We start from the raw sequence: 25,341 nt of genomic DNA on the forward strand, positions 1-25,341 counted from the left end.
CTTTGTATCGTTCTGCTGCCACAGCTTCTTTGATGTGACTTTCACTACATCTTCAGTTCTACTACACTCCCGGCGCCACGGTGGGCCGTGGCGCCGGAAATTCCACCTTTCGGACGGACGGTCAGTAGGCGCTGAAGATTCTTCGGTATCAGGCGAGCGGCCCGACGGCGGATTCGGCTGCCCGGAGCACGTCACCTGAGGCGACCAGGCGGTCAGCCGCTTCCAGTTCCGGCGACAGGAACCGGTCCGTCCCCGGCCCCTCCACCACCCCGCGGAGCGCGGCCACGACAGCGGTACCCGCGGGCCCCGGCGTCAGGACCCCGCCCGAGAGCTGCGAGCGGATGTCCAGCGCCCGCGCCGAGGTCACCAGTTCGATGGCCAGGACGCGGCGGAGGTTTTCCACCGCCTTGCGCAGCTTGCGTGCCGCATGCCAGCCCATGGAGACATGGTCCTCCTGCATGGCGGAGCTCGGAATCGAGTCCACGGAGGCCGGAACGGCAAGCCGCTTGTTGTCCGAAACCAGGCCGGCCTGGGTGTACTGGGCGATCATCAGCCCGGAGTCCACGCCGGGGTCAGCGGCGAGGAAGGCGGGCAGGCCATGCGACCGGGCAGGATCCAGCATGCGGTCGGTCCGGCGTTCAGCGATGGAGCTGAGGTCGGCGACGGCGATGGCCAGGTAGTCCAGGACGTATGCCACGGGCGCGCCGTGGAAGTTGCCGTTGGAGCTCACACGCCCGTCGGGAAGGACCACGGGGTTGTCGATGGCTGCCGCCAGCTCCCGGGTGGCCACCAATTCGGCGTGGTCAACGGTGTCCCGGACGGCACCGGCAACCTGGGGGGCGCAGCGCAGCGAGTAGGCGTCCTGCACCCGGGAGTCCCCCACCCGGTGCGACGCCACGATGGGAGAGTCCGACAGCACGCGGAGCATGTTGTCCGCGCTTGCCGCCTGGCCCGGGTGGGGCCGCAGCGCGGCGTGCAGTTCGGGCAGGAATACCTGGTCGGTGCCCAGCAGCGCCTCGACGCTGAGGGCGGCGGTGATGTCCGCCGTCGACAGCAATTGGCGAAGATCGGCGATGGCCATCAGGAGCATGCCCAGCATGCCCTCGGTGCCGTTGACCAGGGCCAGGCCCTCCTTTTCGGCGAGGGTGACGGGCTCGATGCCGTGTTCTGCCAGCAGCTCAGCGACAGGCCGCTCTCCCCGCCCGCCGTAAGTCACGCCGTCGGGCCCTTCCGCTTCCCCTTCGCCCATCAGGACCAGGGCGCAGTGGGACAGTGGCGCCAGGTCACCGGAGCAGCCCAGCGAGCCGAACTCGCGGACCACGGGGGTGATGCCGGCGTTGAGGACGTCCACCATGGTCTGCAGGACCACGGGGCGGACGCCGGTGCGGCCGGAGGCGAGGGTCTTGGCGCGCAGGAACATGATGCCGCGGACCACTTCCCGCTCCACGGCCGGCCCCATGCCCGCAGCGTGGCTCCGGATGAGGGACTTCTGCAGCTGGGTGCGCAGTTCATTCGGGATGTGGCGGTTGGCCAGGGCACCGAACCCGGTGGAGATGCCGTAGGCGGGGACGTCGCTGGCGGCGAGGTCATCGATGTGGGCGCGCACCTTGGCGACGGTTTCCAGGGCGTCCGGCGCGATGGTCACCTTCGCGCCGTGGCGTGCGACGGCGAGCAGATCCCCGGGCGTGACGCCGACGGACCCGAGGGTGACGGTCAGCGGTTCGTGTGTCGTAACAGTCATTTTCTACTTGCCTTCATTCATGGGGATGCGGACGCCGCGTTCCCTGGCGACGTCGAGGGCGCGTTCGTAGCCGGCGTCGGCGTGGCGGATGACGCCCATGCCGGGGTCGTTGGTGAGGAGGCGCTCGAGTTTCTGCGCTGCGAGGTCGGTGCCGTCGGCGACGGAAACCTGCCCGGCGTGGATGGAGCGGCCGATGCCCACACCGCCGCCGTGGTGCAGGGACACCCAGGTGGCGCCGGAGGCAGTGTTGAGCAGGGCGTTCAGCATTGGCCAGTCGGCGATGGCATCGGAGCCGTCCGCCATGGCCTCCGTTTCGCGGTACGGGGAGGCGACGGAGCCCGAATCCAGGTGGTCGCGGCCGATCACGATGGGAGCCTTGACCTTGCCGTCCTTGACGAGCTGGTTGAAGAGCAGGCCGGCCTTGGCGCGTTCACCGTAGCCGAGCCAGCAGATGCGCGCCGGCAGGCCCTCGAACTCGACCCGTTCCTGGGCGGCGTCAATCCAGCGGTGCAGGTGCTTGTTCTCCGGGAAGAGCTCCTTGATGGCTTCGTCCGTCACCCGGATGTCTTCCGGGTCACCGGACAGGGCGACCCAGCGGAACGGGCCAAGCCCTTCGCAGAACAGGGGCCGGATGTAGGCGGGGACGAAGCCGGGGAACTCGAAGGCCCGGGCGTAACCACCCTTGCGGGCTTCGTCGCGGATGGAGTTGCCGTAGTCGAACACCTCGGCGCCGGCGTCCTGGAATTCCACCATGGCCTGGACGTGCCGGGCCATGGATGCCTGGGCCTTCTTGGTGAACCCTTCAGGATCAGCCTCTGCCTCGCGGTGCCACTCGTCCACGGAAATGCCTTCGGGCAGGTAGGACAGGGGATCGTGGGCGGAGGTCTGGTCGGTGACGATGTCCACGGTGAGTTCGCCGGCCTTGTGGCGGCGCAGGATCTCGGGGAAGACTTCGGCGGCGTTGCCCACGTAGCCCACGGACCAGCCGCGGCGTTCCTCCTTGGCCTTGAGCACCTTGGCGATGGCGGCGTCGAGGTCGGTTTCCACCTCGTCCAGGTAGCGTTTGCCGGCCCGCCTGCGCAGGCGGGTTTCGTCGACGTCGACAATCAGGCAGGCGCCCTCGTTCAGGGTGACGGCGAGCGGCTGGGCGCCGCCCATGCCGCCGCAGCCGCCGGTGAGGGTCAGCGTGCCGGCGAGCGTGCCGTTTTCGTCCCCTGTGAGTTTGCGGGCGATCGCGGCAAAGGTCTCGAAGGTGCCCTGCAGGATGCCCTGGGTGCCGATGTAGATCCATGAACCGGCCGTCATCTGGCCGTACATCATGAGGCCCTCGGCCTCGAGCCGGCGGAATTCGGGCCAGGTTGCCCAGTCGCCGACGAGGTTGGAGTTGGCCAGCAGCACGCGCGGGGCCCACTCGTTGGTACGGAAGACGCCCACCGGCTTTCCGGACTGGACCAGCAGGGTCTCGTCCTTTTCCATGGTCTCCAGGGTGCGGGTGATGGCATCGAACGCTGCCCAGGAGCGGACGGCGCGGCCAGTGCCGCCGTAGACCACCAGGTCGTCCGGGCGCTCGGCGACCTCGGGATCCAGGTTGTTCATCAGCATGCGCAGCGGCGCTTCGGTCTGCCAGGACTTGGCGGTGAGCTCGGTGCCGCGGGCTGCTTTGACCGGGCGGGCCCCGGTGGTGAAATCGGCGGGTGCCATGATGGGCTCCTTTTCTTGGTGTCTGAGGTTTCGAAGAAGTTCTGTATCAACTAAAGCCCTTTGAGGACGGGCTTCACAGCGGTTTTAGCGGGGTGCTGTCCGGTATTTCAGACCAGCGCCGTCAGTTGTTTGGCTGCGCTCATTTGACCGGGCGGCCGTGGATGCGGACCGAGAGTTCGTCGGCTACTTTCTGCACCCGGGCCGCCAGTACCGGCCACTCGTCAGCAGGCAGTTTGTCCTCCAGGAAGGTGACCGCGACGGCCGCGGTAGGCCACCCCAAATGGTCGGTGACCGCGGCGGCAATGGAGCCGAAGCCAGGGGTCACCTCGCCGTGTTCGGTGGCGTAGCCCCGCTGGCGGACCTGGTCCAGGTGCGAGGACAGGGCGGAGTACTTCATGATGGCCCCCTCCACCTCGTGCCGCGCAGTGAAGGCAGCAGCGTTGGGGTACAGGGCGCGCACCTGGGATTTGGGCAGGGCGGCAAGGATGGCCCGGCCGCTGGCAGTGAGGTGGCTGGGAAGCCTGACACCGACGTCGGTGACCAGGGACGGGCGGTTCTTGGCCCGCTCCTCCACGATGTACAGGACGTCGCGGCCGTGCAGGACGGCGAGGTGGGCGCTCTCGCCAATCGCGTCCACCAGCGAGGCAAGCAGTGGGCGGCCCAACCGGGACAGCGGCTCCTGGCGCGAGTACGCGGAGCTGAGCTCGAAAGCGCTGATGCCCAGCCCGTAGCGCTGTTCCTCGTGCAAATGGAGGACGAAGCCATTGGCCTCCATCACCCCCAGCAGGTGGTAGACGCTGGAGCGGGGCAGGTCCAGGCTGGACGCGATCTGCGACGCCGCCATGGGGCCACGCCGCGAAGCCAACAGCTTGAGGATGCGCAGGGTGTTTTCTGCGGCAGGAACTTTTGACGTTGCCTTGACGGATGCCCGGGGCGCCTGGTTCCCGGCGCCCCCTGTTTCGGCGCTTAGTGCAGTGCTCATCGGCTGGAAGGGTCTTTCTGGCTAGCTCTGTCCGGTATCCCGTACTTAAGCTTGCGCCCCTTGAGGTGGCACTGGAACCCCGTTCGGACTCACCGTGTCTGGAATACCGGACATTCGCTCCGTCGTACGCCTTATCGACACGCATATCCCTTTTCGCGCCCTAAATATCCGGCGCGAAAAGTAAGATGCGCAGCGCCAAATGATATCCGCAGCGAAAGGGCGCCGCGAACAGTCTGAAATGAAAGACAGCAACCCGCCGTGAGCCTCATCACGGTGCCTGCGAAAATGGTCTGCTGGTTAGCGGCTCCCCTCCCAATGACGAGAAGGTATTTGCATGCAACCAGCTCCAACCCCAACCCGGACCGAAACCGCGGCGGAAACGCACAAGCCAACTGCCGGCGTGGGGCATGTCCTCAACCGCGGGCTGAACGTCCGGCACATCCGCTTCATGGCGCTGGGCTCGGCGATCGGCACCGGCCTCTTCTATGGCTCAGCCTCCGCCATCCAGAAAGCCGGGCCGGCAGTTCTGCTGGCCTACATCATCGGCGGCGCAGCCGTGTTCATGGTGATGCGCGCCTTGGGCGAAATGGCCGTGCGGCACCCGGTATCGGGTTCCTTCAGCCAGTACGCGAGCCGGTACCTCGGCCCCCTCGCCGGCTTCGTGACCGGCTGGACGTACGTTTTCGAGATGGCCATCGTGGCGATCGCCGACGTCACGGCCTTCAGCATCTATATGGGCTTCTGGTTCCCGCAGGTGGACCGCTGGATCTGGATCCTGGCCGTCATCTGCTTCCTCGCCGCGCTGAACCTGCTCAGCGTCAAGGTCTTCGGAGAACTTGAGTTCTGGTTCTCGCTGATCAAGGTGGCGGCCATCATCGCCATGATCGCGGGCGGCGCTGCACTGATCGTGTTCGGCTTCCAGGGCGACGGCACTGCCGTGGCTCCGGGACTGGGCAACCTCGTTGACCATGGCGGATTGTTCCCCAACGGCTTCGAAGGCCTCCTGGCATCGTTCGCCGTGGTGATGTTCGCGTTCGGCGGCATCGAGACCCTGGGCATCACGGCCGGCGAGGCGGCTGACCCCAAAAAGGTCATCCCAAAGGCCGTGAACACTGTGCCCGTGCGCGTGCTGCTGTTCTACGTCCTCACGCTCGGAGTCCTGATGAGCCTCTTCCCGTGGGACCAGGTGGGCACCAGTGGCAGCCCGTTCGTGCAGATCTTCAGCGGCCTGGGCATCCCGGCGGCACCGCACATCCTGAACGCCGTGGTGATCACGGCCGCGCTTTCAGCCATCAACAGCGATATCTTCGGCGCCGGACGCATCCTTTTCGGGCTTTCCAGCCAGGGCCATGCACCGGCCGCCTTCGGCAAGGTCTCCCGGCACGGCGTCCCGTGGATGACCGTGGTCATGATGGCGGGAATCCTCCTGGTGGGAGTGGTCCTCAATGCCGTTATTCCGGAGGATGTGTTCCTGGTGATTGCCTCGATTGCCACCTTCGCCACCGTTTGGGTCTGGGTGATGATCCTCGCGTCCCATGTTGCAATGAAGCGGGAAATCGCCCGCGGGGGCCTGCCGGCGTCGGAATTCCCGTCGCCGTGGTGGCCCGCCGCCTCCGTCCTGACCATCGCTTTCATGGTGCTGGTGATCGCCATCCTGGGCGCGTTCGAGGACACCCGGATCGCCCTGTACGTGGGCGCGGCATGGCTGGGACTGCTGGTGATGGCCTACCGCCTGTGGATCAAGGGTGTCGGCCGACGCCGGGCCCACCTTGAGGACGAGACCTCGCCGCTGCCGGTGGTCGGGGCAGGCACGGGCAGCTAAGCCGGAAACAGCCGGCTGCGGACGCCCGTACCGGAGCTACAATCAGCCATGGTTCCAATGTCCAACCTGGTGGCATTCGCCCTGGCGTCCGTAATCCTGATCGCCGTCCCGGGCCCCAGCGTGCTGTTCGTCATTGGACGTTCCCTCGCGCTGGGGTGGCGCGGCGGCGTCCTTACCGTCCTGGGAAATGCCACGGGCCAGTTGGTCCAGGTCATCGCCGTGGCCCTTGGCGTGGGTGTGGTGGTGGCCGAGTCCGTGCTTCTTTTCAGCATCGTGAAGCTGGCAGGTGCCGCTTACCTGGTTTTCCTGGGGATCCGGACGATTGTCCGCCGGGGGCACGGTTCCCGGCGGCTTGCGCCGCCGCCGGCCTCCACTCCGTGGACGTTGGTGCGCCAGGGGGCGGTGGTGGGCGCCACGAACCCGAAGTCGGTGGTGTTCTTCGTGGCGATCCTGCCCCAGTTCGTGGACTACCCTGCCGGCAACATTCCGTTCCAGCTTGCACTGCTGGGTGCTGTCTTCCTGCTGATCGCGCTGGTCTCGGACAGCGTGTGGGCGATCGCGGCGGGGTGGGCGCGGCTGTGGTTCGTCCGCTCACCGCGGCGCGTCCCCGCGGTGGAGGCGGTCGGCGGGGCAATGATGATCGGCCTCGGCGGAACGCTGGCCCTAACCGGATCCAAAACCTAGGACTCCACCTGCCCTGGCAGCAGTACTGAAGCAAGAAGTGCCCGGTCCCCGAACGGACCGGGCACTTCCATGTTCTGCTCTGTAAGACCGGCGCCTGTCAGGCCACTGCCCCGTCAGTCCAATGCCTCGTTTGGCCGGCGCTCCCTAGCCCGCAGCAGCGGCGGCCCGTACCGCCTGGCCGAGGGACGTCGTCGGGCGCCCGATCAGCCTGCGCAGGTCGCCGGTGCTGACCAGGAGATCGCCGCGCGCAATGCCCAGGTCCGAATCAGCCAGGATCCCGGCAAAAGCCTCGGGAACACCCACACCGGTGAGCAGGCCAACGTAATCCTCGGTGGGCAGGTTGTTGTAGCGGACGGGTTTTCCGGTGGCTGCAGTGATCTCGGACGCCAGGTCCGCCATGCTGAAGGCCTCGTCGCCGCCCAGCTCGTAGACCTTGCCGGCCTGGCCATCGGCCACCAGGACCGCTGCTGCGGCGTGGGCGTAGTCGGCCCGTGCGGCCCCGCTGACCTTGCCCTCTCCGGCACTGCCCGCGAGCGCTCCCTGGGCCAGGGTGCCCGGCAGCTGTTCCGTGTAGTTCTCCAGGTACCAGCCGTTGCGCAGCAGGACGAAGGGGACGCCGGATTCGCGCAGCAGCGCCTCCGTGGCCTTGTGCTCATCCGCCAGCAGCATGCCCGTGGTGTCCGCATTGGCGATGCTGGTGTAGGCCAGCAGCTCCACGCCTTCGGCCTTTGCGGCGTTGATCACGGTGCGGTGCTGTTCCACCCGCCGGCCCACTTCGCTGCCGGAAATCAGCAGCACCCGCCGGGCGCCCTTGAGTGCTTCGGCCACGGAATCAGGGTCGGCATAGTCCATGTGCTGCACGCGTACCCCGCGCGCGGAAAAGTCTGCGAGCTTCTCCACCGACCGGCCGGCGGCCACGATATCCGCGGCGGGTACGCCCCGCTCCAGGAGGGCTTCAAGAACGTGGCGGCCCAACTGTCCGGTGGCGCCTGTAACAACAATGCTCACGGTGGTTCCTTTCGGGAGTTTTTCTCTGTCAGAGGGCACAACCATGGCCAGTCGGCAGAACTTCCCAACAGAGAGTACGCACTTTGAAGTAAGGTACTAACCCAAAAGTTAGGTACCAGGCTTTGGGTAAGCTGAAGGCATGGAAACAGCACCTCACGCGTCGCCCCTCCCGCAGGCCTTTGCCGACGGCGTGTTCCCCGCCGGGTGCCCCAGCCGGACCCTGCTGGACCACATCACCAGCAAATGGGGAGTCCTGATCCTGCTTTCCCTGTCCGAGGGTGAGCAGCGCTGGAGTGATTTGCGGCGGCGGGCCGAGGGAATCAGCGAGAAGATGCTGGCCCAGACATTGAAGACCCTGGAGCGTGATGGCCTGGTCAGCAGGAACGCCCAGCCGGTCATTCCGCCCCGCGTGGATTACAGCCTCACGGAGCGGGGCTACGAATTGAGCGCTCTCCTGGTGCCTTTGGTTGCGTGGGCATTCGACAACGCCGAGGACATCATCAACGGAGCCGGCCTGGGCAGGTAATGCCCCCCTCAGAACTTGAGTACCTGTTACTGATGTTGCTGATGTGATTAGCGCCTAGCGTGGGCGTACGGTGGCGGCCGGAATGGGAGGACCATCCTCCGCTGGGAGCGTCCGGCCAACCAGCACCGTTAGCGGGCGGCAGGCTGCCGCCTGGAGGAGTTGGTCACATGGCCAGGGACGACTACGCACAGGATTTTTCCCGCCTGGGCCAGCCCGTCAGCGTGGGTGAAGCGCTGGGACAGGTCCTGGGACTGATGCTGGAGGCCTTCAGTCCGCGGTCCCCTTACCGGGTGGGTGACACCGTCATAGGCGACGACCCCTTCAGCGGCAGGCGCGAAGGGGTCGTCGTGTGGCGGGACCGGCGTTCGGTGGGGGTGAAGACGACCTACGGCGTCTTCTTCTTCGACCACCGGCTGGTCAAACCCCTGGAATAGGAGGCGCGGGGCCGGACGGGTGCTACCGCGCGGACCAGCCCCCATCCATGGTGTAGCTGGCGCCGGTGACCATTCCGGCGTCCGCGGAAGCCAGCCAGGCCACCAGGGACGCCACTTCTTCCGGCTCCACCAGGCGCTTGATGGCCGCCTCGGTGAGCATCACCTTGGCCAGGACCTCGGATTCGGGGATGCCGTGAACCTTGGCCTGGTCGGCGATCTGCGACTCCACCAGGGGCGTGCGCACGTAGCCGGGGTTGATGCAGTTGGACGTGACCCCGTGAGCCCCGCCTTCCAGCGCCGTCACCTTGCTCAGCCCTTCCAGGCCATGCTTGGCGGAAACGTAGGCGCTCTTGAACGGGGAGGCCCGGATCCCGTGCACCGACGAGAGGTTGATGATGCGGCCGAAGTTGTTCGCGTACATGTGTGGCAGCGCCGCCCGGATCAGCAGGAAGGGCGCCTCCAGCATGAGGGTGATGAGCCGGCGGAAATCTGCCGGCTCAAAGTCCTCGATGGGGCTGATGCGCTGGATACCGGCATTGTTCACCAGGATGTCGCAGTCCAGGCTGAGGGTGGCCAGGGCGTCAACGTCCAGCAGGTCCACGCCCCACGCGGTGCCGCCCACCTCATCGGCGAGCGTCGCCGCCGCGGCGGCGTCGACGTCGGCCACCACCACTTTCGCTCCCCGCGCGGCAAGTGCGCGCACGCACGCCGCCCCGATTCCGCTGGCACCGCCGGTGACCAGCGCCTTGCGTCCATTCAACGTGTCCTCCATTGCAGTTCTCCTTTTGTGCGCCTACGCGGTCCAGCGGGTTCCATCGGTCCAATGGTGGCCAGGTCAGCCGTGCGTGGGGCTGAGCAGTCCCTCGCGGGCGGCGTCTTCCTTGTCCACGTCTTCCAGGGCAATGCCCTTGGTTTCCTTCAGGCTCAGGACGGCCACGGTTGTGATGGCGCAGGCCACCACCAGGTAGATGGCGGTGGGCACCCATGAGCCGGTGTCCTTGAGCCACTGGGTGGCCAGCAGCGGCGCCAGGGAGCCGGCGAAGATGGACGTGACCTGGGAACCCAGGGAGGCTCCGGAGTACCGCATGCGGGTGGGGAACATCTCGGCCATGATGGCCGGCTGGCCGGCGTACATGAGGCCGTGCAGGCACAGTCCGATGGTCACGGCCAGGACAATCACCACGGCGTTCCGGGTGTCGAACATGGGGAAGGCGAAGAACGGCCAGGTGGCACCCAGGATGGCTCCGGCGAGGTAGACCGGCTTGCGGCCGATCCGGTCCGCCAGGCGGCCGTACTGCGGGATGATGGCGAAGTGGATGACGTGCGCGATCAGCAGTGCCAGCAGCAGTGATGACGTGTCGTACTTGTGCACGCTCTTGAGGTAGACAATCGCGAAGCTGACCACCAGGTAGTACATGATGTTCTCCGCGAACCGGAGGCCCATGGCCTGGAAGATGCCCTTGGGGTACTTGCGGACCACCTCGAACACGCCGTAGCTGACGGCCTGTTCCTTTTCCACCAGTTCCTTGGCTTCGAGGAAGATGGGGGATTCACTGACGTGGGTACGGATGTAGTAGCCCACGAAGACGATCACGGCCGAGAGCCAGAAGGCCACGCGCCAGCCCCAGCCAAGGAAAGCCTCGCTGCTGAGGGTGGTGGACATGATGTACAGCACCAGGGTGGCCAGCAGGTTGCCCACCGGGACGGCGGCCTGGGGCCAGCTGGACCAGAAGGCGCGGGTCTTGTTGGGGCTGTGTTCTGCCACGAGGAGGACTGCTCCGCCCCATTCGCCGCCCAGCGCGAAGCCCTGGATGAACCGCAGGGCCACCAGCAGTGCGGGGGCCAGGTACCCGATGTCGGCGAAGCCGGGGAGGCAGCCCATCAGGAACGTGGAGACGCCGATGATCACGATGGTGAGCTGCAGCGTGGGCTTGCGGCCCAGCTTGTCACCGATCTGGCCGAACACGATGCCGCCCAGCGGGCGTGCAATGAAGCCCACGGCGTAGGTGAGGAAGGCCTGGATGATCCCGTCGAGCTCGTTTCCGGTGGCGGGGAAGAAGTACTTGCCGAAGACCAGGGTGGCGGCGGTGGCGTAGAGGAAGAACTCGTACCACTCCACCACCGTCCCCACCATGGAGGCCGCGACGATCTTCTTCAGTCCTGATCCTTTGGGTGCATGCCCGGCCTCGTTGGCGGGGCGCTGCTCTACGCTCATGGTTTCTCCTAGTGTCCACATTGACACGCGCTGTGATCTCCAGCACAAGTGACTCAGATGAGTATTGCTGCACAAACCAGGCACTTCAATGCCCAAAGCGGCACGAAACATGTGCACAATTGCAGATATGAATGCGAACCCCGATGACCTGCTGGTCCTCCTGGCAGTGTCCCGCTCGGCCAGGTTCACGACGGCGGCCCAGGCCCTGGGCTTGAACCACACCACGGTGTCCCGCAGGATCGCCGCCCTTGAGAAAGCGCTCGGCGGCCGGGTATTGTCCCGGGCAGCAGGCGGCTGGGAACTGACGGAGCTCGGCGAACGGGCCGTGCGGGCAGCGGAACAGGTGGAAGCGGTGCTGGGCACGCTGGGACCGGCAGGCCAGGCACCCGACCCGATTACCGGCGTCGTACGCATGACCGCCACCGATGGCTTCAGCGCCTACATTGCAGCCCCAGCGGTGGCGCGCCTGCGCCGGGACCATCCGGGCCTCAGCGTGGAAGTGGTGACCATGACGCGCCGTGCCCTGCAGCAGCGGTCCGGCCTGGACATCGAGGTGGTGGTGGGCGAGCCGCAGGTGCACCGGGCGGAGGCCATCCGGCTGGGTGAATACCGGCTGGGAATGTACGCGTCCCGCGCCTACCTGGCGGAGCACGGGACACCGGCCACCGTGGCTGAACTCAACGGGCACCCGCTGGTGTATTTCGTGGATTCAATGCTGCAGGTGGATGACCTTGACGCGCCGCGGCGGCTGGTTCCGGCCATGCGCGACGGCCTCACCTCCACCAACGTGTTCGTGCACGTGGAGGCAACCCGGGCCGGGGCGGGGGTCGGGTTCCTGCCGTGCTTCATGGCGGACCTGCACGATGACCTGGTCCGGCTGCTGCCCGACGAGATCGGCGAACTGCTCCCCTACTGGCTGGTCCTGCGCCCGGATTCGCTGCGCCGGCCCGCGGTTGCCGCGGTGGTGCAGGCCCTCCGGGAACGGATGGCGGATTACCGCGAAGCGCTCCTGGGCCGGGCTTAGGCTTCCGGGGGCGCCGGCGGGTCGTGGCGGACTGCCGCTCCGGCGGCGAACGCCCGGACCTGGGCGTCGTCCCAGAGGTGGGCCGGGACGGCTCCGCCCAGGAGCCTGCGCCGCAGCTGTGGGTCGTCCACGATGGGCGAGTCGCTGCCGGCCATCACCATGTTTCCGTAGCGCCGGCCCTTCAGCATGGCGGGGTCGGCAATGATCACCGTGTGCCGGAAGGCTGCCGCAATGGTGGCCGCGTCCTCCCGCGCATTCCGGAGGTCGGGGGCATCGCCGGAGTTGGCCACGTACAGGCCGCCCGGGGCCAGGACCCGTTTGACGTGCGCATTGAATTCGGCGGTGGTCAGCGGGCGCGGGGTGTGGGCGCCGGCGAAGACGTCGCGGATGATGAAGTCCCGGGTGCCGGCCGTCAGGGTCTCCGTCACGGCGCGGGCCTCCCCTACCCGGATCCGGAGCAAAGGCGCCTTGGGAAGGTCGAACCAGTTGCGGACATGCTCCGCGAGCTTGCCGTCCAGTTCCACCACCACCTGGCGGGCGTCCGGGTAGGCTGCGGCGAAGTAGCGGGCCATGGAGCAGGCGCCGCCGCCCAGGTGCAGCCCGCGCAGCTTTGCCGACGATGCGTCCGACGGCGGCCAGCGGGATTCAATGAGCGCCGCCATCCACCGCATGTACTCGAAGTCCAAAAACAGGGGATCGGCGAGGTCGATGTGCGAGCTCATGACCCCGTTGATCTTCAGGAGCCAGCCCGTGGAGTTGTCCTGGTCCGCCACCAGCTCGCAGTCACCGGTATCGATGTAGTAGACACCCTCCACCGGACCACTCTGGCGGGAGCCCGCAGGCACCTCCACCACGCCTGCAACCGCACGGATGCTGTTCCGGCCCCCTGACCTTCCGCGTTTTGCCATTACCCGTGCCACGCTTCAGTCATGCTTCAACCTTAGTTGGTAGGCACTGCGCCTTCACCGTCGCGGATCCGTTTCACCACGGCGGTGGTGGACCGTTCAGCCACGTAATCAAGAATGGCGATCCGGCCGCCGTACTCTTCCACCGCCGGGGTCTCCTCCAGCATTTCCGGCGTGTAGTCCCCGCCCTTGGCATAGACTTCGGGCCGGAGCCGGCGGATCAGCGGGGTGGCCGTGGGGGTATCGAACACTGTCACATAGTCCACGCAGCTCAGGGCCGCCACCACGGCTGCACGGTCCGCCATGGTGTTGATGGGCCTGCCGGGGCCCTTGAGCCGGCGCACCGAATCATCACTGTTCAGTGCCACCACCAGGATGTCGCCCAGCTGTTTCGCCTGGTTGAGGTACCTGGTGTGGCCGCTGTGCAGCACATCGAAGCAGCCGTTGGTCAGCACGATCCGCTGGCCCTGGGCGCGGTGTATTTCCATCTGCCGTTCCAGTTCGTCCGCACTCAGGGCGGTATCGGCGAAGGCCTCCAGGTACCGGCTGAGCTGGGCGGTGCTGCACACAGACGTGCCGGGCTGGTGGACCACCACGTCGGCGGCCGACTGGGCCAGGTCCAGGCTGGCGGTCAGCGGCAGCCCGGCGGCACGGGCAAGCGTCAGGGCCGCCACGAAGGTGTCCCCTGCCCCGGATGCCTGCTTCTCCGCGGCGGGCCGGGCCCACGTCCGGTGCCGCACGCCGTCGGGCATCAACAGCACGGTTCCGTCCCGGTCCAGGGTGACCACCACGGCCCGGGCGCCGGTTGCCTGAAGCAGGGCCGCGGACTCCGCGGACACCGCCTCCACCCGCGCCTGCCCTTCCGGCAGTTTCCGGTCCAGGAGCCGGGCGGTTTCCTGCGCGTTCGGGGTCACCAGGTGGGGCTGCAGGGCAGCCCAGGGGCGCGGATCATGGGCGTCGACCACCACAAGCGGACGGTTTTCGCCGGCGGTGTCAGGTCCCAGGACGCGCGCCAGTTCCGTGCGGACAGGGTCCGCCACCACGCCGGTCCCGTAGTCGCACACCAGCACGGCGTCCTGGCGTTCGACGGCGGCACGCACCGAGGCGGCGAGCGCGGCCAGGGCGTCGGCCGGGACAGCGCCGGCCGAGTCGTCGAGGCGCAGCATCACCTGGCCGCCGCTGCTGATCCGGATCTTGGTGGTGGTGACCATGTCCGGGTGGGTGTGCAGGTGCCGGACGTCGATGCCGGCGGCGGCAAGCTGCGCACGGAGGTCTTCGCCGGCGTCGTCAGAGCCGATGATTCCGGCTACCGAGACCTTTGCTCCCAGGGCGGCCAGGTTCATGGCGGTGTTGGCCGCGCCGCCCGGGACCGATTCGCGGGACTGGATGTCCACCACGGGGGCGGGCGCTTCCCGGCAGAGCCGTTCGATGCTGCCGCTCCACCAGCCGTCGAGCATCACGTCGCCGATGACCAGGATGGAGGGATGTTCCGCGGCGAGCCGGCCGGGGAGCCAGTCGGACAGTGCCCGCTGGGTGGACAGGTCGATGGATTCCGGGGACGCGTTCACGGCAGGTCCCGGTCGTCAGTGTTGATGATGGTATCCGGGCCGTCGCCGGAACCGGCCGCCGGCGGGGCCGCGATGTGCACCACCTTGACCTGGCTGAACTCGTCCAGGAGCTCTGGCCCGTAGCCGAACCCGGCCCCGCTCTCGCCGCGCGGCTGGGCTGCTCCGCCGGGGGCGCCGCCGAACACCTCGTTGACCTTCACCGTTCCCACGGGCAGCGCAGCCACCGCCTGCTGGATGTGCGCGATGTTGCTGCTTAGGACGGTGGCCGCCAATCCATACCTGCCGCTGCACGCCAGGCGCAGGCCGTCGTCGAACGTGTCCACCACCTGCACCGGAGCCACGGGGCCGAACGTTTCCTCCGCCATCACCTGCATGCTTTCGGTGCAGCCGAGCAGGACGGTGGCCGGGTAGAAGGAACCCGGGCCGGCCGGGAGGGCACCGCCCTCCACCGCGCGGGCGCCCTGGGCCAGGGCCTCGGCGACGTGGGCGTGGACGGCGTCGCGCATCCGCAGGTCCACCAGCGGCGCCACGCTGCTGCTGCTGTTCCGGAGCGCTGCCTCGGCCTCCAGGGCTTTGCAGAACTCGGCGGCAATGTCCCTATGGACGTAGATCCGTTCCACGGAGGTGCAGATCTGGCCGCTGTTGCTGAAGGCTCCGATGGCTGCCTGCTGGGCAGCCCACCCGGGATCCACGTCGCGGTCCACCAGCAGGGGGTCGTTGCCACCGTTTTCCCTGATGACGTGGGCGCCGGTAAGGGCTCCGGCCTGGGCAATGCGGGCGCCTGAGGCGCTGGATCCCACGTGGGCTATGACGTCCACGGCGGCCTGCGACAGCGCCGCTCCCACCCCTGCGCCACCGGAGAGGGTCTGGAATACCCCGGCAGGGAAGGCCGGCGCCAGCACTTCGCCCAGCGCCTCCCCAAGCCGCGGGCACCGCTCGCTGGGTTTGTGGATGACCGTGTTGCCCGTGGCCAGCGCGGCGCCGATCAGCCCGCAGGCAACGGCAACCGGATCGTTCCAGGGGGTCAGCAGGACGGCCACGCCGCGCGGTTCGGCCAGCGTGTAGTCGGAGGCGAGCCGGTTGCCGCGGAGGCTGTGGCCACGGTGGACCGGGCCAAGTTCCGCGTACTGCTCCAGGGTGGAAACCCCGGCGGCGATGCCGGCCAGGGCCTCATCCTCCGGCCGGCCGGTTTCGCTGGCGTTCAGCCCCGCGAGCTCCCGCGCAGCTGCATCAAGGGCTTTGGCGGCTGCCCGCAGCGCGGCGCCCCGTTCGGCCGGTGCAGTTGCGGCCCACGCTGCTGCACCGCTGCGGGCCACACCCACGGCGTGGTTGATGGCCTCGGGCGCCGCTTCGGGCACCGTCCAAAGCACTTCACCGGTTCGCGGGTCCTGGATGGTGATGCCGGAGCCCTGGACTGTCTCATGGCCTGCGGATGTTTCGGTGGCTGTGGTGGGCATGGTGTTCCTCCCGCCTTTCCGTGCTGGATGTGTCGGTGCTGGATATGTCGCTTGTGCAAACTGCGGATGGCAGCGTAGTTGTGGCCGGCGGCGGCTTAGGGCCAGGAGCCCTCTTCCTCGTGGCAGATCAGCATCTCGCGCACCTCGCAGCCGGTGGGCTGGTTGAGTGCGAACAGGATGGCCTGCGCGGTGTTGGCGGGGTCGTTGAGCCGGGAGTCGTCCTGGGGCTTGTACTGCTCGGTGCGGTCGTCGAAGAACCGGGTCTTCATGCCGCCGGGGATCATGGTGGTGACGCCGATTTCGCCGCCGGTTTCCGCGGCCAGTGCGTGGCTGAACCCCACCACGCCGAACTTCGAGGCGCAGTACGCGGTGGCATCAGCCACGGCGCGCTTGCCCAGGGTGGATGCCACGGTCACTACGCGGCCGTGGGTTTCCTTGAGGTAGGGCAGGGCGGCGCGGACCACGGAAACGGTGCCCATCAGGTTGACGCCGATGACCTTTTCCCACTCGTTGGCTTCGACGTCGGCGAGCTTGCCGCAGCGGTCGATTCCGGCGGCGGTGACCACGGCGTCCAGGCCGCCCAGGGTTTCGGCGGCTTCCAGGACAGCCTTCTCCACGGCAGCGCGGTCAGCGACGTCCACTTCGAAGGCCTTCACCCCGGAGACGCTGCTGATGTCGCGGTCCAGGACCACCGGGGTGCCACCTGAGCGGAGGACGGCGTCGACGACGGCGGCCCCCAGTCCGGAGGCACCTCCAGTGACCAGGACGCGGCCGGGGTTGGTGGATGCGGTTGCAGTTGGTTCTGCTGTCATGGTGTTCCTTTCAATGGGGAAAACGAGTCGATGGGCAGGGCGGTTCAGCTGACCTTGGCGAGTGCGTCCGCCAGGCCGGTGGTGGAGCGGGCCGGGTGGAAGGGGACGGTGAGGCAGCGGCCGCCCCAGCTTTCCACCAGGTCCGTCTCGGGCAGGCGGGCGCCCTTGTAGTCGCCGCCCTTGACCCAGATGTCCGGACGCAGTCGGTCCAGGACGGCTTCCGGTGTGTCCTCGTCGAAGACCATCACGGCGTCCACGCATTCCATCGCCAGGAGCAGCTCGGCGCGGTCATGCTGGCCGATGATGGGACGCTCCGGCCCCTTGAGCCGGCGCACCGAGTCGTCGGAGTTGAGGCACACGACCAGGCAGTCCCCCAGCTCCCGGGCTGCGGTGAGTGACCGGACGTGGCCGGCGTGGATCAGGTCGAAGCAGCCGCCGGTGGCAACCACTTTTCCGCCGTTTTCACGGACCGAACGGGCCAGGAGCAGTGGTTCGGTGGTACGCCGGCCGGGCGCCTGCGCCGGCCCGCGATGTCCGGGGGCGGCATCTTCCCCACCGGCATCGGGCAGGGCCGACACTCCTCCGGCGGCCAGGAAATCGGCGGCATCATGGACCGCCAGGGCCGCCGCATCCGGCAGGCCGCGGCCGGCCAGGAGGTGCACCGCCAGGCTGGCTGCCAGCCGGTCGCCTGCCCCGCAGGGATCGCCGGCCTCCACCCTCGGCGCGGGAACGGAACGGGCGGCGGTACTGCCCCGCTGCAGCAGTACGGCCCCTTCCTCGCCTTTGGTCACCAGCACCGCCTGGCTGCGCCAGCGTTCCAGCAGGACCCCTGCCACGGCTGCGGCTGGGTCTGCGGAATCCGCCTGGGCGGAGCCCTTCCCCGGACCGGACTGCACCGCCTTGGTGGCCTCGGAAATGTTCGGGGTCACCACGGTTACGCCGGGCACAGGTTCGGGCCCCGAGGGATGCGGGTCCCAGATGACCGGCACCCTGTCCGCGAGCCGGGCCAGCACGTCGCGCAGCTGCGGGTTGGCTGCCAGTCCCCGGCCGTAGTCCGCCACGATCACCACGCCGGCTTTTTCCACGGCGCGGAGCATGGCGGGGCTGACCTCCGGGACCGGCGTCTTTTCACAGCCCTGGTCGAAGCGGACCACCGGATGGGAACCCGCCCGGACCCGGGTCTTGACGGGCGAGGGATAGCTGCTGCTGCCCGCGACGAGCCGCACGCCGGCCAGCTGCGCACGCAACTGGCTGCCGGCGTCGTCGTTGCCAAGGACCGTCACCAGCGTGACGGGCCAGCCGTCCTGGGCCAGCATGCGCGCCACCAGGCCTGCGCCGCCGGCGCGGCGGCGGACAGCCGAAACGTCCACCACGGGAACAGGGGCGTCCGGGCTGAGCCGGGTGGCCTCACCGGAAAGGTCGACGTCCAGCATCACGTCTCCCACGACGACGATCCTCATGGCCGGCCACCTCTGGGGAACCCTGGGACCACTGACGGGGTGTGCCGGGCAACCTCAAGGTCGAAGGCCCGGCACACGGCATGCAGAGCGATGAGGTGCCCTTCCTGGGCGTTGGCGTTCAGGGCGTCGATCATGACGGCCTGGTCGCAGACGTCCGCCAGCGGGTTGGGGCCGGAGCCGGTGAGCGCCCAGGTGGTCACGTTGAGCCGGGAGGCCGCTTCCGCGGCGCGCAGCAGGTTGGGGCTCTTGCCGCTGGTGGACAGCAGCATCAGCACGTCACCGGAGCGGCCATGCGCGCGGACCTGCCGGGAAAAGACTTCGTCGTACCCGTAGTCGTTGGCGATGGCGGTGACCGCCGATGACTCCGCGTGCAGGGAAATGGCGGAGAACGGGACCCGCTCGCTGTCGAACCGACCCACCAGTTCGGCGGTGAGGTGTTGCGCCTCCGCGGCTGAGCCGCCGTTGCCCGCGGCCAGGAGCCGCTGGCCGCGCAGCAGGCGCTGTGCCAGCTCCACGCCCCAGGCAGCCAGCCGGCCCGACTGGCTGCGGAGCGAATCAAGCGCCGGAATGACGTTGTCCAGGTGGGTGCGGACGGCCTCGGCGCTGGCGGCATCCACGAACGTGGCGCCCGGGAGCACAGCGGGCAGGGCCGGTACTGCGGTCAGGGTACGGAGGTCTGCTTCACGCAGGGACGATTCAGCAGTCACAGGGCGGCTCCTTCCATCGGTACGATCCCGGCCGAAACGCTGGCCGGGGCACCGGCCATGGCCAGCTGGTAGGCCTTTTCGGTTTCCGCTGCCACCCGGTCCCAGGAGTAACGGGTGCGTGCGCGCCGCTCCCCGGCCTGGCCGAGTTTTGTCCTGAGGGCGGGGTTTTCCAGCAGCAGTGACAGTGCCGAGGCGATGGCCTCGGGGTCCCGTGGCGGGACGTGCAGGCCCGTGGCATGGTCAACCACCGTGTCCCGGAGGCCGCCCACGGCTGCTGCTACTACCGGAATGCCGCATGCCATGGCTTCCAGCGGCACGATGCCAAACGGTTCATACCAGGGTGCGCACACCACGGCATCGGCACTGCGGAAGATGCCGGGCATCTCCGCGCGGGACACCTGCCCCTGCAGGGTCACGTGTTCAGACACGCCCAGCCCGGCGGCGAGGTCCAGCAGGCGCCGGATTTCGGGGTCGGCGTGCATCACGTTCGTGTCGCCGCCCCCGCCCACGATCAGGAGTTCGACGTCGTCGAATCCCGCCGCCTTGAGGTACGGGAGCGCACGGATCACCAGGTCCACACCCTTGCGTGGCACCAGCCGCCCCACAGACAGGATCCGGTAGCGGCGCTTCCTGGCTGCCACCGGCCCCTCTGCAGAGAAGAAGCCCAGGTCCACGCCGCAGGGTGCAATGGAGATCTTGCCGGTGGCGATACCCATGGCCTTGAGCTCGAAAACTTCGTCTGAGCAGGTGGCGATGATCCGGTCGGCAGCTCGTCCCACGCCGGGTTCCAGCCAGCGGCGTGCCTCCGGGCTGGTGTCCTCCGCGCCCTGGTGCCTCCGCTTGACGGTGCCCAGCGCATGGAACGTTTGCAGCATGGGCACGCGGTATCCGGCATCGGGCCGCCTGGCCGCCTCCAGGGCTGCCAGGCCGGACATCCAGAAGTGGCCGTGCACCACATCCGGCGGCCGATGCCCCCAGTCCCTGGCCACGCCGTCCGCGAGGTCGCCCATGTAGGGCAGCAGCTGGTCCTTGGGCACGTGGCGGGCGGGCCCGGCGTCCACGTGGACCACTTCGAACCGGCGCCCCACCCGGACCCGTGCGGGAAGCTCCGTTGCGTCCCTGCGGGTGTAGACGGTGACGTGGTGGCCGCGCTTGGCAAGGGCCTCGGACAGCGCGGCAACGTGTACGTTCTGCCCGCCTGCATCCACCCCGCCCAGTGCCGCCAGCGGACTGGCGTGTTCAGAAATCATGGCGATCTTCATGGTGTCTTCCTCTCCCGCGCCGGAACGAGGATCCGCTCTTCCGGCCGCTCGTTAACGGGGTGCCGCGGATGGTTCCGCAGGTCCGCCAGGAGCTCATCCCAGCGGTCCTGGAACTTGCCCAGGCCGTAACGCTCGAGTGCCGCCTCCCGGGCGGCAACTCCCCGCCGTCGGGCTTCATCCGGATTGGCCACCAGCCGCGCCGCGCAACGGAGCAGCTCGTCGACGTCGGCCGAGACCACGCCGGCTTCCTGCGGCACGGCACGTGGGGCCTCGGTGGTGGCAAGCACCACCACCGGCATGCCCAGGTGCATGGCTTCCAGGAGGGACAGCCCCAGCGAGGTCCAGCGCATGGGATGGACGTAGACCCGGCAGCGGGCAAGTTCCCGGTGCAGGTCCCGGGTCTTCAGGTCGCCCCGGGACGTCACGCGTGAAGCCTCGATTCCGGTGGCTGCCGCCAGGCCCTCTGTCTTCATGCCGAACACCTGCAGCGGCGCCACCGACGCGAAGGCCGGCAGCAGGTCGGTTCCTGTGACCCGGCCGCGGCGGACCGGTTCGTTGACCACTACCCCCAGTTCCGGCAGTTCACCGGTATAGAGCTGGCCAGGGTCCGGGATTCCGTGCTCGATCACCGTGGTGGGAGCGGAGCCGTTGTCCCAGGCCAGGCGGTTGAAGTGGGTGACGTGGACCACCGGGATGCTGGTTTGGTCCGCAAGCGGGTGGCTGGTGTTCGGGAAGTTGCCTTTGGGCGTGTTGTGCTCCACGAACACGGCCGGAAGGTCGACGCCGGGCATCCGGCCCAGGGTTCGGACCACCTCATCGATCTCTTCCGGGCGTTGGAGGACGACGGCGTCCACGGCGTCAGGGTGGAGCGTCGCCAGGTCCACCTCCCGCACTGATTCCGGCCAGTCCCTGCCGGCGCGGCCCAGGCCCCATGCGCCGCCTCCGGGCAGGACGGGAAGCAGGTACTCGTGGCGGCCGCGGACAAAGGCGTCCGTCCAGGAACCGTGGACATGCCAGAGCAGGATTCTCATCTGTTGCGGGCCTTTCTACGGGTGCTGACATGGGTGCTGAAGGAGCTCACTCCGCTGATCAGGCGTTCCACCGCTGCCACCACTTCCTCCGGTGACACGGAGTCGAGGCAGGGGTGGCCCGGGACGGGGCAAAGCCGGGCGCGGGACATACGGCAGGGTGCGTTCTGGTCCCCGAGGAGTTCCAGGGGCACGCCATAGGGCGCCCACCGGATGGCCGGGACCACAGGGGAAAACAGGCACGCCACGGGTGTGCCCACCGAGGCTGCCAGGTGGGCCGGTCCGGTGTTCCCGCTGACCACCGCATCGGCTCCGGCCATGACGGCGGCCATGGTGGGCAGGTCGGTGCGCCCGCCGAGGTCCACCGCAGAGGGGCCGGCCACCGTGGCGGTCAGCGACTCCTCGCCGGGTCCGCCGGTCACCACCACCCGGTACCCGGCACCCTGGAGGAGTTCGACGGCGGCGGCATGGTGCAGCGGGGGCCACGCCCTGGCGGGAACAGCGGCTCCGGGGTGGACCACAACGTACGGTTCGTCACCCACCAGGCCCGTCACGTCCGGACCGGACTTCACGCGCAGCTTCCCGTCGTCGCCCGCGGGAAGTCGGAAACCTGCGGCCTCGGCAATGCCCAGTGCCCGCTCCGCCTCGGGCTGGTCTTCGGGGAAGTCCTCCCCCGGCTTGAGGCGGACATCCAGCAGGGAGCCGGCGTAGTCAGTGGAGGCGCCGGTGATGCGTTCCACTCCTGCCAGCCGCAGCAACAGGGCCAGCGGCAGCGGCGACTGGTGGAAGGACGTGAGGATGACTGCTTCGGTGATCCGGGAATTGCGGACATACTCGATCAGCCGGTCGGCGTGCGGCCCGGTCATCCCGGGCGCCGGGTTCATGATCCAGGGACTGTCCCAGCTGTACACCTCAGCGGCGCCAGGGAGCATCGCGGCCGCAGCTTCACCCTGCCTGCCGCACAGCATCACCACGTGGTTGGTGCTGCCGCCGTACTGGCCACGGCCGTTGGCTACCGCCCGCACGGCCGGACCTGCCAGCAACACATCGCCCATGCTGTCCAGCCGGGCCACCAGGACGCGCCCCATCAGGGCGTCCCCTGCAGCAGGCCGACGGCGGACGCCAGGTCGGAAGCAACCAGCCGCGCCGCAGCCACCTCCTCGGCACGGGTCACGGGGGTGGGAACCAGGACTCCGGTGGCGCCGGCCGCTTCGGCAGCACCGACGTCGGCGCCAATGTCCCCAATCAGGGCGGCCTCCGAGGCATGGATGCCAAGTTTGCGGCAGGCGCTGTGGACCATCCCCGGAGCGGGTTTCCGGCATGTACAGCCGTCCTGCTCCGCGTGGGGGCAGACTTCCCACACGTCAAAAGGTCCCAGCAGTTCTTCCACCCGGGCGTTGACTCTTGCCACGTCCCCGGCCGAGATCAGGCCGCGGGCAATGCCCGACTGGTTACTGATCACGCCGGTGGCGATACCCTCCGCCCGCAGGCTGTCCAGCACGGCCTTGGCGCCGGGCATTGGCCGTACTTTGCCGGGGTCCCCGTTGTAGGGCACATCGATCACCAAGGTTCCGTCCCGGTCGAACAGGACAGCGCGGAGCTTGGATCTTTCAGAGCTTCCCATGACCAAACAGTTCCCTCCTGCTGATGCTCCTAAACAGGGCCACGGCCTCTTTCAGCCGCAGGAGCGTGTTTCCTTTCGGCGGCTGAACAGGCAAGATAGGATGCCTGTTGCTGCAGGCACTCCCTCCGGGGCGCTTCGCAGCCCCTCCCGGCAGCCGGCGATGATGTGCTTCCGCGGCCGCCACCCGCCGTCGTCCGTTGACTGCGCGGGTCCGGTCGAAGGCCGGGCTTTACCTGGTCCCCGCACCGCCGAAGCGGCGGCCGGCACCTGCGCCGGTGTGCCCGTTCCGGGCACGGCGGAAAGGCGCGGGGTGGTTGGCTGTCCGGCCTGCCGGCACAACCCGGGATGAGGTCCCGTTGCCGGCGGCATCCTCCGGCGCGCCGAACTGGGCGCCGGCCTCCAGGCGCCGCTGCAGTTCCACCAGCACCTTGGCCAAACGGCGGGACACCTGCATCTGGGACATCCCCAACCGCTTCCCCAGCTGCACCTGCGTCTCCTCACAGAAGTAGCGCCGGTACAAAAGCTCCCGGTCCGAGTCATCCAGGTCCTGCATGGCGTCCCGCAGGCAGGCGAGTTCCTCAAGCCGTTCCAGGGGCGTCTCGGGGCTTGCCAGGACGTCGCCGATGGACGGGGCATCCGAGTTGGGGTTCGCGGCGTCAAGGGAGTCCGGGTGCATGCTGCTGGATGCCGAGATGGCCTCCTGCACCTCAGCCGGGTCGCTTCCCAATTCGCTGGCCAGTTCGGCGACGCTGGGATTCCGGCCCAGGGATTGGGTCAGTTCCGGCTCTGCACGGAACAGCCGCGTCCTCAGGTCCTGGATGTGGCGTGGCGGGCGCACAACCCAGGTCCGGTCGCGGAGATACCTCTTGAGTTCGCCCGTAATGGTGGGCGCGGCGTAGGCCGGAAAGCTCTCGCCCTTGGCCTGGTCAAAGCCGCGGGCCGCTTTGACCAGGCCAAGGTAGGCCACCTGGTTCAGGTCTGCCCGCTCCCGGCCGCGGGCCTCAAAACGGGCGGCCAAAGCCTCGGCGAGGTCCAGGTACCGGAGGACCAGTTCGTTTTCAAACGTTTCCCGCAGCCGTCCTGAGGTTGCGGGAGGAGTGGGTTGTTGTGCCGGTTCGGGCTGTTGGCAGCGGACAGGGGCAGCGTCCACGGCAAATGCGGCAAAGGATTCGGGCATGAGTGTTGGTTTCCCTCGGTCTGGTTCCGAAAGCCTGCGGCAAGACTTAGAAGCAGCAAATCATAAGGTTGCTTATAAAACAATGCTTCTCCGCTGTAGGCTCGTCCTGAAGGGCCCGCAACCAGTCCGAGCGTGCAAAGGAGTCGTTGGCATGCGCATTGCCATCACCGGGGCCAGCGGAAACGCGGGAACAGCACTGCTGCGCAACCTGCAGGGCCACGTCGCCCGAAAGCCCGGGAGCCTGCAGTTGGTTGGCATCAGCCGGAGGGTGCCTGACACGTCCCGGGACCCCTACAGCGGCGTGCAGTGGCACAGCCTGGACGTGGGCCTGGAACAGGACAGGCCGCTGCTCGAGAAGGCGCTCGAAGGGGTTGATTCCGTCGTCCACCTGGCGTGGCAGATCCAGCCGAACCGCGATTTGCCCCTCCTGCACCGCACCAATGTCACAGGCACCAGGAATGTCCTCGACGCTGCCGGAAAGATGGGCGTCAAACAGGTTGTCTGCGCCTCGTCCGTCGGCGCCTACAGCAAGGCGGACAAAGACCGGCGCAGGGACGAGTCCTGGCCCGCCACCGGGATGGCCGGATCGCATTACAGCCGCCACAAAGCCGAGCAGGAAAAGCTCCTTGACCAGTTCGCCGCCGCTGAACCGGAGATTTCGGTCGCCAGGCTGCGGCCGGCCCTCATCTTCCAGGGAAACGCAGGGAGTGAAATTGGCAGGTACTTCCTGGGAAGGGTTCTTTCGCAGCTCGTACCCCGCAAACCCTGGGTTCCATTGCTGCCGGTCCCGGACAACCTGGTCTTCCAGGCCGTGCACGCGGACGACGTGGCAGAGGCCTACTGGCGGGTGGTGGACCAGCGGGCCAGCGGAGCCTTCAACATCGCCGCCGAGCCGGTTTTGACCCCGCAGGAACTGGGCCGCATCCTGGGCGCCAAGAGGATCCTCCCCATCCCCATGCGGCTGCTTCACGCCGTGGTGGACTTGACGTGGCGGGCACGTATCCAGCCCACGGATTCCGGATGGGTGGAGATGGCGGCGGGCGCGCCCATCATGGACACCAGCCGCGCACAACGGATCCTGGGGTGGGAACCACGGGTGTCATCAATAGACGCCGTCAAGGAAGTCCTCGCTGGCATGGGAACGGGGGAAGGCGTTGGCCCTTCCCCCGTCCTCAAGCCGCGGCGGCCCTAGCGCTTAAGACCC

23 protein-coding genes are annotated in these 25,341 nt (G+C 68.0%); 6 read left to right on the plus strand and 17 right to left on the minus strand.

Features of this window, described 5'->3' with window-relative positions; translation table 11 throughout:
• Positions 1–148: 148 nt before the first annotated feature.
• From hutH to AC3ANU_RS20205, 3 genes are all read right to left on the minus strand, one after another.
• Entirely contained in the window at positions 149–1,741 is a 1,593-nt protein-coding gene (gene hutH, locus AC3ANU_RS20195; RefSeq protein WP_056392285.1) for a histidine ammonia-lyase, read from the minus strand.
• Positions 1,742–1,744: 3 nt separating this feature from the next.
• Complete coding sequence (gene hutU / locus AC3ANU_RS20200) at positions 1,745–3,442, minus strand: urocanate hydratase (protein ID WP_223993619.1); 1,698 nt, start codon at positions 3,440–3,442, stop codon at positions 1,745–1,747.
• Positions 3,443–3,581: 139 nt separating this feature from the next.
• Positions 3,582–4,424: an IclR family transcriptional regulator gene (locus AC3ANU_RS20205; RefSeq protein WP_018771733.1), complete on the minus strand. Its 843-nt coding sequence runs from the start codon at positions 4,422–4,424 to the stop codon at positions 3,582–3,584.
• 334 nt (positions 4,425–4,758) lie between these two features.
• On the opposite strand from AC3ANU_RS20205, the gene AC3ANU_RS20210 reads away from it, so the two are divergent.
• On the plus strand, positions 4,759–6,246 hold the full coding sequence (locus AC3ANU_RS20210) for an amino acid permease (protein WP_186447830.1): 1,488 nt from the start codon (positions 4,759–4,761) through the stop codon (positions 6,244–6,246).
• Between the two features lie 48 nt (positions 6,247–6,294).
• The gene (locus AC3ANU_RS20215) at positions 6,295–6,930 is read left to right on the plus strand and encodes a LysE family translocator (RefSeq protein WP_026266143.1); all 636 of its coding nucleotides are present in this window, start codon (positions 6,295–6,297) and stop codon (positions 6,928–6,930) included.
• A gap of 144 nt (positions 6,931–7,074) precedes the next feature.
• Here AC3ANU_RS20215 and AC3ANU_RS20220 read toward each other — a convergent pair whose 3' ends face one another.
• Complete coding sequence (locus AC3ANU_RS20220) at positions 7,075–7,938, minus strand: SDR family oxidoreductase (RefSeq protein ID WP_488315147.1); 864 nt, start codon at positions 7,936–7,938, stop codon at positions 7,075–7,077.
• Between the two features lie 139 nt (positions 7,939–8,077).
• Here AC3ANU_RS20220 and AC3ANU_RS20225 point away from each other — a divergent pair, with 139 nt between their 5' ends.
• Together AC3ANU_RS20225 and AC3ANU_RS20230 are read left to right on the plus strand one after the other, a co-directional pair.
• Entirely contained in the window at positions 8,078–8,464 is a 387-nt protein-coding gene (locus tag AC3ANU_RS20225) for a winged helix-turn-helix transcriptional regulator (RefSeq protein ID WP_018772206.1), read from the plus strand.
• Between the two features lie 167 nt (positions 8,465–8,631).
• Positions 8,632–8,898 carry a hypothetical protein gene (locus AC3ANU_RS20230; protein WP_018772205.1) on the plus strand — a complete coding sequence of 89 codons (267 nt, stop codon included), beginning with the start codon at positions 8,632–8,634 and terminating at the stop codon, positions 8,896–8,898.
• Positions 8,899–8,920: 22 nt separating this feature from the next.
• On the opposite strand, the gene AC3ANU_RS20235 is transcribed toward AC3ANU_RS20230, so the two are convergent.
• Entirely contained in the window at positions 8,921–9,670 is a 750-nt protein-coding gene (locus tag AC3ANU_RS20235; RefSeq protein WP_018772204.1) for a 3-hydroxybutyrate dehydrogenase, read from the minus strand.
• A 63-nt stretch (positions 9,671–9,733) separates the two neighbouring features.
• Complete coding sequence (locus AC3ANU_RS20240; RefSeq protein ID WP_018772203.1) at positions 9,734–11,113, minus strand: MFS transporter; 1,380 nt, start codon at positions 11,111–11,113, stop codon at positions 9,734–9,736.
• A gap of 127 nt (positions 11,114–11,240) precedes the next feature.
• On the opposite strand from AC3ANU_RS20240, the gene AC3ANU_RS20245 reads away from it, so the two are divergent.
• Positions 11,241–12,137: a LysR family transcriptional regulator gene (locus tag AC3ANU_RS20245; protein WP_018772202.1), complete on the plus strand. Its 897-nt coding sequence runs from the start codon at positions 11,241–11,243 to the stop codon at positions 12,135–12,137.
• Here AC3ANU_RS20245 and AC3ANU_RS20250 read toward each other — a convergent pair.
• The 11 genes from AC3ANU_RS20250 to AC3ANU_RS20300 all read right to left on the minus strand — a co-directional run bounded on the left by AC3ANU_RS20250 (position 12,134) and on the right by AC3ANU_RS20300 (position 24,137).
• Positions 12,134–13,045, minus strand: coding sequence for a spermidine synthase (locus AC3ANU_RS20250; protein ID WP_018772201.1), 912 nt, complete (start codon positions 13,043–13,045; stop codon positions 12,134–12,136). The two genes, AC3ANU_RS20245 and AC3ANU_RS20250, sit on opposite strands and share 4 nt — an antisense overlap.
• Positions 13,046–13,077: 32 nt before the next feature.
• Complete coding sequence (rfaE2, locus tag AC3ANU_RS20255) at positions 13,078–14,610, minus strand: D-glycero-beta-D-manno-heptose 1-phosphate adenylyltransferase (RefSeq protein ID WP_018772200.1); 1,533 nt, start codon at positions 14,608–14,610, stop codon at positions 13,078–13,080.
• On the minus strand, positions 14,607–16,067 hold the full coding sequence (locus AC3ANU_RS20260) for an aldehyde dehydrogenase family protein (protein ID WP_488315148.1): 1,461 nt from the start codon (positions 16,065–16,067) through the stop codon (positions 14,607–14,609). Before AC3ANU_RS20260 ends, rfaE2 (AC3ANU_RS20255) begins: the two co-directional genes overlap by 4 nt.
• Before the next feature lie 95 nt (positions 16,068–16,162).
• Positions 16,163–16,879 carry an SDR family oxidoreductase gene (locus tag AC3ANU_RS20265; RefSeq protein ID WP_142069206.1) on the minus strand — a complete coding sequence of 239 codons (717 nt, stop codon included), beginning with the start codon at positions 16,877–16,879 and terminating at the stop codon, positions 16,163–16,165.
• A 44-nt stretch (positions 16,880–16,923) separates the two neighbouring features.
• Entirely contained in the window at positions 16,924–18,339 is a 1,416-nt protein-coding gene (gene rfaE2, locus AC3ANU_RS20270) for a D-glycero-beta-D-manno-heptose 1-phosphate adenylyltransferase (protein ID WP_488315149.1), read from the minus strand.
• A complete protein-coding gene (locus AC3ANU_RS20275; RefSeq protein ID WP_134165211.1) occupies positions 18,336–19,046 on the minus strand; it encodes a D-sedoheptulose-7-phosphate isomerase in 711 nt (236 codons plus the stop codon). The genes rfaE2 (AC3ANU_RS20270) and AC3ANU_RS20275 overlap by 4 nt, the downstream gene beginning before the upstream one ends.
• Positions 19,043–20,308, minus strand: coding sequence for a glycosyltransferase (locus AC3ANU_RS20280; protein WP_488315150.1), 1,266 nt, complete (start codon positions 20,306–20,308; stop codon positions 19,043–19,045). The genes AC3ANU_RS20275 and AC3ANU_RS20280 overlap by 4 nt, the downstream gene beginning before the upstream one ends.
• The gene (locus tag AC3ANU_RS20285) at positions 20,305–21,339 is read right to left on the minus strand and encodes a glycosyltransferase (RefSeq protein WP_488315151.1); all 1,035 of its coding nucleotides are present in this window, start codon (positions 21,337–21,339) and stop codon (positions 20,305–20,307) included. Before AC3ANU_RS20285 ends, AC3ANU_RS20280 begins: the two co-directional genes overlap by 4 nt.
• Positions 21,336–22,424: a glycosyltransferase family 9 protein gene (locus AC3ANU_RS20290; protein WP_488315152.1), complete on the minus strand. Its 1,089-nt coding sequence runs from the start codon at positions 22,422–22,424 to the stop codon at positions 21,336–21,338. Before AC3ANU_RS20290 ends, AC3ANU_RS20285 begins: the two co-directional genes overlap by 4 nt.
• Positions 22,424–22,960, minus strand: a complete 537-nt coding sequence (locus AC3ANU_RS20295) for a D-glycero-alpha-D-manno-heptose-1,7-bisphosphate 7-phosphatase (RefSeq protein WP_018772192.1) — start codon at positions 22,958–22,960, stop codon at positions 22,424–22,426. Before AC3ANU_RS20295 ends, AC3ANU_RS20290 begins: the two co-directional genes overlap by 1 nt.
• 229 nt (positions 22,961–23,189) lie before the next feature.
• Complete coding sequence (locus AC3ANU_RS20300; protein ID WP_488315153.1) at positions 23,190–24,137, minus strand: sigma-70 family RNA polymerase sigma factor; 948 nt, start codon at positions 24,135–24,137, stop codon at positions 23,190–23,192.
• A 151-nt stretch (positions 24,138–24,288) separates the two neighbouring features.
• Between AC3ANU_RS20300 and AC3ANU_RS20305 the strand changes: the two genes are divergently transcribed.
• Positions 24,289–25,329, plus strand: coding sequence for an NAD-dependent epimerase/dehydratase family protein (locus AC3ANU_RS20305; protein ID WP_488315154.1), 1,041 nt, complete (start codon positions 24,289–24,291; stop codon positions 25,327–25,329).
• Positions 25,330–25,341: the final 12 nt, after the last annotated feature.

The organism is Arthrobacter sp. SDR-2R (assembly GCF_057747955.1).

What these genes read in the sequence shown, in the direction of transcription:
- AC3ANU_RS20295 (WP_018772192.1), bottom strand. Translation starts at nt 22,960, where the DNA reads ATGGGAAGCTCTGAAAGATCCAAGCTCCGCGCTGTCCTGTTCGACCGG.
- AC3ANU_RS20210 (WP_186447830.1), top strand. Translation starts at nt 4,759, where the DNA reads ATGCAACCAGCTCCAACCCCAACCCGGACCGAAACCGCGGCGGAAACG.
- AC3ANU_RS20280 (WP_488315150.1), bottom strand. Translation starts at nt 20,308, where the DNA reads ATGAAGATCGCCATGATTTCTGAACACGCCAGTCCGCTGGCGGCACTG.
- hutU (WP_223993619.1), bottom strand. Translation starts at nt 3,442, where the DNA reads ATGGCACCCGCCGATTTCACCACCGGGGCCCGCCCGGTCAAAGCAGCC.
- hutH (WP_056392285.1), bottom strand. Translation starts at nt 1,741, where the DNA reads ATGACTGTTACGACACACGAACCGCTGACCGTCACCCTCGGGTCCGTC.
- AC3ANU_RS20245 (WP_018772202.1), top strand. Translation starts at nt 11,241, where the DNA reads ATGAATGCGAACCCCGATGACCTGCTGGTCCTCCTGGCAGTGTCCCGC.
- AC3ANU_RS20290 (WP_488315152.1), bottom strand. Translation starts at nt 22,424, where the DNA reads ATGGGGCGCGTCCTGGTGGCCCGGCTGGACAGCATGGGCGATGTGTTG.
- AC3ANU_RS20250 (WP_018772201.1), bottom strand. Translation starts at nt 13,045, where the DNA reads ATGGCAAAACGCGGAAGGTCAGGGGGCCGGAACAGCATCCGTGCGGTT.
- AC3ANU_RS20240 (WP_018772203.1), bottom strand. Translation starts at nt 11,113, where the DNA reads ATGAGCGTAGAGCAGCGCCCCGCCAACGAGGCCGGGCATGCACCCAAA.
- rfaE2 (WP_488315149.1), bottom strand. Translation starts at nt 18,339, where the DNA reads ATGAGGATCGTCGTCGTGGGAGACGTGATGCTGGACGTCGACCTTTCC.
- AC3ANU_RS20215 (WP_026266143.1), top strand. Translation starts at nt 6,295, where the DNA reads ATGGTTCCAATGTCCAACCTGGTGGCATTCGCCCTGGCGTCCGTAATC.
- AC3ANU_RS20285 (WP_488315151.1), bottom strand. Translation starts at nt 21,339, where the DNA reads ATGAGAATCCTGCTCTGGCATGTCCACGGTTCCTGGACGGACGCCTTT.
- AC3ANU_RS20235 (WP_018772204.1), bottom strand. Translation starts at nt 9,670, where the DNA reads ATGGAGGACACGTTGAATGGACGCAAGGCGCTGGTCACCGGCGGTGCC.
- AC3ANU_RS20300 (WP_488315153.1), bottom strand. Translation starts at nt 24,137, where the DNA reads ATGCCCGAATCCTTTGCCGCATTTGCCGTGGACGCTGCCCCTGTCCGC.
- AC3ANU_RS20305 (WP_488315154.1), top strand. Translation starts at nt 24,289, where the DNA reads ATGCGCATTGCCATCACCGGGGCCAGCGGAAACGCGGGAACAGCACTG.
- AC3ANU_RS20225 (WP_018772206.1), top strand. Translation starts at nt 8,078, where the DNA reads ATGGAAACAGCACCTCACGCGTCGCCCCTCCCGCAGGCCTTTGCCGAC.
- AC3ANU_RS20230 (WP_018772205.1), top strand. Translation starts at nt 8,632, where the DNA reads ATGGCCAGGGACGACTACGCACAGGATTTTTCCCGCCTGGGCCAGCCC.
- AC3ANU_RS20265 (WP_142069206.1), bottom strand. Translation starts at nt 16,879, where the DNA reads ATGACAGCAGAACCAACTGCAACCGCATCCACCAACCCCGGCCGCGTC.
- AC3ANU_RS20205 (WP_018771733.1), bottom strand. Translation starts at nt 4,424, where the DNA reads ATGAGCACTGCACTAAGCGCCGAAACAGGGGGCGCCGGGAACCAGGCG.
- AC3ANU_RS20260 (WP_488315148.1), bottom strand. Translation starts at nt 16,067, where the DNA reads ATGCCCACCACAGCCACCGAAACATCCGCAGGCCATGAGACAGTCCAG.